General features: G+C 40.1%; 8 protein-coding genes. 2 read left to right on the forward strand and 6 right to left on the reverse strand.

The features are described 5' to 3' along the window. The 5 genes from ABUA47_RS13790 to ABUA47_RS13810 all read right to left on the reverse strand — a co-directional run. Nucleotides 1–669, reverse strand: a 669-nt coding sequence (locus ABUA47_RS13790) for a CHC2 zinc finger domain-containing protein (RefSeq protein ID WP_349831683.1), incomplete at its 3' end; no start/stop codon positions are given. Nucleotides 670–724: 55 nt separating this feature from the next. After that, nucleotides 725–1,066, reverse strand: coding sequence for a hypothetical protein (locus ABUA47_RS13795; protein WP_349831685.1), 342 nt, complete (start codon nt 1,064–1,066; stop codon nt 725–727). A gap of 15 nt (nt 1,067–1,081) precedes the next feature. Further along, nucleotides 1,082–1,441 (reverse strand): hypothetical protein, encoded by a 360-nt coding sequence (locus ABUA47_RS13800; RefSeq protein ID WP_008664669.1) that lies wholly within the window; start codon nt 1,439–1,441, stop codon nt 1,082–1,084. Between the two features lie 23 nt (nt 1,442–1,464). Beyond that, nucleotides 1,465–2,022 carry a response regulator transcription factor gene (locus tag ABUA47_RS13805; protein ID WP_005828953.1) on the reverse strand — a complete coding sequence of 186 codons (558 nt, stop codon included), beginning with the start codon at nt 2,020–2,022 and terminating at the stop codon, nt 1,465–1,467. Then, complete coding sequence (locus ABUA47_RS13810; RefSeq protein ID WP_005823526.1) at nt 2,009–2,269, reverse strand: hypothetical protein; 261 nt, start codon at nt 2,267–2,269, stop codon at nt 2,009–2,011. The genes ABUA47_RS13805 and ABUA47_RS13810 overlap by 14 nt, the downstream gene beginning before the upstream one ends. 346 nt (nt 2,270–2,615) lie before the next feature. On the opposite strand from ABUA47_RS13810, the gene ABUA47_RS13815 reads away from it, so the two are divergent. Continuing rightward, nucleotides 2,616–2,996 (forward strand): helix-turn-helix domain-containing protein, encoded by a 381-nt coding sequence (locus tag ABUA47_RS13815; RefSeq protein WP_005828948.1) that lies wholly within the window; start codon nt 2,616–2,618, stop codon nt 2,994–2,996. Between the two features lies 1 nt (nt 2,997). After that, nucleotides 2,998–3,195 carry a hypothetical protein gene (locus ABUA47_RS13820; RefSeq protein ID WP_005828945.1) on the forward strand — a complete coding sequence of 66 codons (198 nt, stop codon included), beginning with the start codon at nt 2,998–3,000 and terminating at the stop codon, nt 3,193–3,195. Nucleotides 3,196–3,612: 417 nt separating this feature from the next. Here ABUA47_RS13820 and ABUA47_RS13825 read toward each other — a convergent pair whose 3' ends face one another. After that, the gene (locus ABUA47_RS13825; RefSeq protein ID WP_347775006.1) at nt 3,613–4,584 is read right to left on the reverse strand and encodes an alpha/beta hydrolase; all 972 of its coding nucleotides are present in this window, start codon (nt 4,582–4,584) and stop codon (nt 3,613–3,615) included. Nucleotides 4,585–4,634 lie beyond the last annotated feature (50 nt).

Here is a 4,634-nt window from a genome sequence, read left to right on the forward strand (position 1 = left end):
CCCTTCCTTGTCCCGGTGTTCTTCCGGGAATTGCCAGCGGACGCGGTAATACACTTTGAGTTCCTGCTTGCCACGCCCCGGCAGCTTACGGGTATAAGTGACCGGCATGCCGTCCAGGTCGTAATATTCGATGATGACATCATCCCCGTCAACGATATTGCCGTATTCGTCAACGGTTCCCGGACGGAAAGTCTTCGCCTCGAAAATGCTCTGTGTATCTCCCTTCTTGAAGATATGTGCCGTCACGTCCTGATAGGTCAGACCGCTGTCAGCAAGCATACGGGCGCAGAATGTATCGACACTTTCTCCCTTGGCCTCCTTGCTCCGTTTCTTCATTTTTGTGGGTTTGGAAGGTTTCTTCTCCGGTTTGGGGTCCAGCAATACATTGAATTTGCGCGCCAGGTAATCGCATGCCTCCAGGAATTGCATGTCTTCTGCCCTCTGCAGATAGTCCAGCGGTTCTTTGCCTTTTATATCCGGGCAACTGAAGCATTTGAAAATCTGTTTGGCCGGAGAGATATGTAACTTCTCTTGTCCATGGCATTTAGGGCATTCGCATTTATATTCGGCCCCCCGTTTGCGTAGTTCGTGGAAGTCACCGATAACATCAAGGAGCCTGCCTTTGGAAGCCTCCTTGATTCGTTTTATATCGTCTTGAGTAAAGTACATAGTTCTGTATCTTGCCGCTACGAATTACACTGTGTCCGGGTTCGGATGGTAGGACTTAAAACTTGCCGAGAAACAGCAAATACGTATCGAGTTCATTTTTCAGTCGGGCATTCTCATTCCTGAGCTGCTCCATCGTGTTGTTCCGGCAGGAAACAGCCTGGTGCAGCCGGCTGATTTCCTGCGAGTAATCAATCTGTTTCTCACTCTTTTCCACCTTCTTCAGCAGTCTTTGCTTTACTTTGCCTATTTCCTGCTCAAGATAGGCGTTCCGCTTTAACAGACTTCTGACTTGGGCCTCCATATGAATAGTGCGCTGCCGCTCCCTACGGTAATCCTTGAGCAGGTATTTGAATAAAGTTCCGATAGGGATATATGGTGTAAGATTTTCTTCCGTCATATGTTGTGGTGATTATCAAGAATGAGATTGGTGTGCCTTAAAACCATCGAGGAACATTTCGGCCATCACTATATTGATTCCGTGATGCTCCTTGAGGTTTTCTGGACGTCCGGTCAATGTCATGCTCAAATTCTCCTTATCATAATCACGCTCCACATCGAAGTATAATTCCTGCCCTCTGTCATCATGGAAAGTAATCCGGCACCTTTCCACCAATCCCCCCAGTTCTGAAGAGTCTAACCACAAGTCCGGCTTTTTATCTACCTTCAGATGACAGTAGCGGTGTACCTTGCCACTTTTTCTGATTAACTCCACTTCGACGATTGTCGCTACCTGATTGGTACGCAGAATGCGTACTTTCTGACCTTTCTTCATTGATATTTCTTTTTTATTGGTATTCATTTCATCTGGTTCTGATGCCAGTAAGAAATCATCTCACTCACATTATGAACCTTGATTTTCGCTTTGATATTCTCCCGATGGCGGTTCACCGTATAAGGTGATATGTGCAGTTCCGCTGCAATATCATCCGTCTGGCAATTGGAAGCGATGAGTCTGAAAACATTCATCTCACGGGCGGTTAGTGCCGTGTCAAGTTCCGGGCGACAAATCACTCCCTCATGTTCGCACTCACCTCGTAGTGGGCACTTTACCTCCTCGAATACGAATTGTCCATCCTTATTGATGTCAAGGTTGTATTGGTCATACTCGCCGAAGTTGCAGCGGATGAAGCGGTGAACTACCCGGAATTCATAATGCCACCTATTCATTGTACTACTGGAGTAAAGTTGCATTAACCTGGCATGTGCTTTCGGGTATCTGTCCCTGATGACAGCAAGCATGTACTCGATGGTCGGGCGGTTGTCCTCACAAAGCACAACTGCCGCATGCCCAAGTTCTTTAATCATCACATCACCTTCGGGGGTGTTGTAGAACTCGATGTTAGTTATCGGCATGAATTTCACAACGTGATGAGTTTGTAATATGTGCTTGCTCCATTTCGCGAACTTGAACTATAGCTTTGCGAATTAGTGAGGGATAAAATGTACCTTGTACATCTACTTTGTACCCACTTGTGAATTCAAAGTGTGCATAAATCTGCTCTGGAGTGTATTTCACATCGCAGACTTTTAATTCTACCTTGAAAAACTCAAAATCCGCATAGGGATTACCACCGAAGGGTATTCTTTTAAATTCCTCCATAATTTGATTGGTTCTTAATTTTGTTGAATTATGAAAATGTTCTCATATAGTTCTCTTTCCAAAGGTTTGAAGGAGTCTTTTCTTAACTTGTCGTAGAATGTAATCAATGACATACCGCTTCTTCTTAGGAACTCATCACGGAGCCTCAGTCTCGTGCTTTTCTCCATCTGGTCGTAATGGTACTTGGGTACCATTTTTTGCTTTTTCTCTTCCATAATCTTAAATATTACGATTGTTATTATTATATTTATAACGCAAAGGTTTAAAATAATAGTCTAATATCAAAATATTAATCCTATTATTTTAATCTTATATTATTATTTAAATCTAGTATAAATAGTATAACATGTTTAATCCTGATAAAATAAGAAGATTATTTGAAGATAGAAAGATCAGTCAAGCACAGTTTTTGAAAGACACAAGTATATCTAAATCAAACTTATATGTTTGGCTTAATAACACTTCGATTCCTGGTGCCGACAACCTGGAAATTATAGCAGATTATTTTAATGTACCAATAGATTATTTTTTTGATAGAGATATAAACTCTTCTGGAATTAATATAGGTCATCAAGTTAAGGGCAATGGTAATAAAATCTCTGGAGATATAACTTTAAGCGAGTGTCGCAAAGAGATAGAGCATCTCAACGCTCTATTGGAGGAAAAAGAAAGAGTGATAACTGAGAAAGAAAGAACAATTCAAATATTAATCCAAAAGCAGAAGTAATATGGATAAAAAAGCGTATCTCTATATTGTTGAAGCTGGGCAGTTCAGTTTTGAGGTGGAAATAAAAGAATTATTAGGGAAAGTAGGAGATACTATTTGCATCAGCACAGACGGAATTGACCCTGATGGATTTGACGTTAAAATAACTTGTATTGAGGAAGATTACTATGTGTATTGTTCAATGCCAGGTGTTGATTAAAACCTCCTTTCCTAAAAGTAATTTAGGTAACAAAAGATATATAATTGACTATCAGCCAGTATGAAAAGTAGTGGCAACGGAATCACAAGGAAAAAACCGCAAATGGCTAAAAAAAGCTTTTGCGGTTTTCTTGTTTTAGAATTAGAAAATGTCCGCATTTTGTCAGCATAGGTTGTAATGGGAAACAAATTGGAGTATTTGGTTTACATTGCAGGCAAGATTTATTTGCGATACCTGGAGAAAAAATTATCAATCCAACGGACTAGATATACTATAATAACTCCGGCTATGACCATACTGATAATACGTACCAACATAATTTATAGAATTAAAGATTTGTTTTTATGGAATAATAATGTGCAAAGATAATTGATTGGTGGAGAAACAAAAACTCTGGAAAGGATATAAAGATAGGAATTAACGCATATTTTCACGGATATAATCTTCTATTGTAAAATCACTCTTATATCTAGATATTTCCGGATTCTTCTCTACAGTCGTAATGCAACGTTTTTCTTTACCAAGTACCAACCGGTTTAGGAAGCTCAGGATGTCATGACGATTATCCTTCATAGGAGAATAGGATAGGGAATGTCCTATACCTTCCGCTATATAGTATGCTGTCTCTTTTTCTTTCAGTTGCATACAGATAAAGTTTGAGCCCCATAGCCCCATTTCCTCTTCTACTACTGCCTTAGTAAAAGGAACCGTGCTGTCGGCATCACCATGGAACAACATAAGAGGACAAGGGGACATTATCCATTTTGGAATACCATTGGCACAGATTGCTCCAGAAAAGGAAATGACCCCTGCATAATTGAAATTGGCAGGTAATCTGTCCGCAAAAGCCGTTTGATTGCAAATCTCATACTCTGCTTGAAGGGCAGTTATCGCACCTGCACTTGAACCGCAAGCTATAATTTGTGCAGGATTTATTTGCCATTCTACACTATGCTCAATTATATAATTTGTAGCATCACCAAAATCTTCTACAGCACAAGTGATTGCTTGTTGCAGGGCAGAAGAGAATCCTTGCAAGTCCGAATACTCCGATTTATCTATATCCTTTAATTGGGTACGGTAATCTGTTGATACTACCACATAGCCGGCTCGTGCCAAAAAATGAAAATAAGAAATGTAATCGGGATTATCTCTTCTCCCGCCTTTGAAACCTCCCCCAAATGCAAAAAGAATGACGGGCTTTGATTGTGTCCCTTGTATTTGATCAATCATTACATACTTGTCCAGTTTCAGAGTATCAACCTTTTTGATGGCAAAAATATATGTTTGCTTGTCAATATGCTGTGCATGCACAACAGTAGTTATACTCAATAATGAGCATGCCATCAAGATAAAAATAAAGTGTCTTATCCTGATATAGGTAGACACATTTACAAACTAATAAATGTGTTACTAGTATGACTTCAAAACGAAAGCTT

It is taken from the genome of Bacteroides sp. RTP31139st1_H2_RTP31139_211217, assembly GCF_040227615.1.
Taxonomy (GTDB): Bacteria; Bacteroidota; Bacteroidia; order Bacteroidales; family Bacteroidaceae; genus Bacteroides; species Bacteroides uniformis.

Excerpts from the sequence above, each read along its gene's own strand:
- ABUA47_RS13795 (WP_349831685.1), bottom strand. The coding sequence starts at position 1,066 with ATGACGGAAGAAAATCTTACACCATATATCCCTATCGGAACTTTATTC.
- ABUA47_RS13820 (WP_005828945.1), top strand. The coding sequence starts at position 2,998 with ATGGATAAAAAAGCGTATCTCTATATTGTTGAAGCTGGGCAGTTCAGT.
- ABUA47_RS13800 (WP_008664669.1), bottom strand. The coding sequence starts at position 1,441 with ATGAAGAAAGGTCAGAAAGTACGCATTCTGCGTACCAATCAGGTAGCG.
- ABUA47_RS13810 (WP_005823526.1), bottom strand. The coding sequence starts at position 2,269 with ATGGAGGAATTTAAAAGAATACCCTTCGGTGGTAATCCCTATGCGGAT.
- ABUA47_RS13815 (WP_005828948.1), top strand. The coding sequence starts at position 2,616 with ATGTTTAATCCTGATAAAATAAGAAGATTATTTGAAGATAGAAAGATC.
- ABUA47_RS13805 (WP_005828953.1), bottom strand. The coding sequence starts at position 2,022 with ATGCCGATAACTAACATCGAGTTCTACAACACCCCCGAAGGTGATGTG.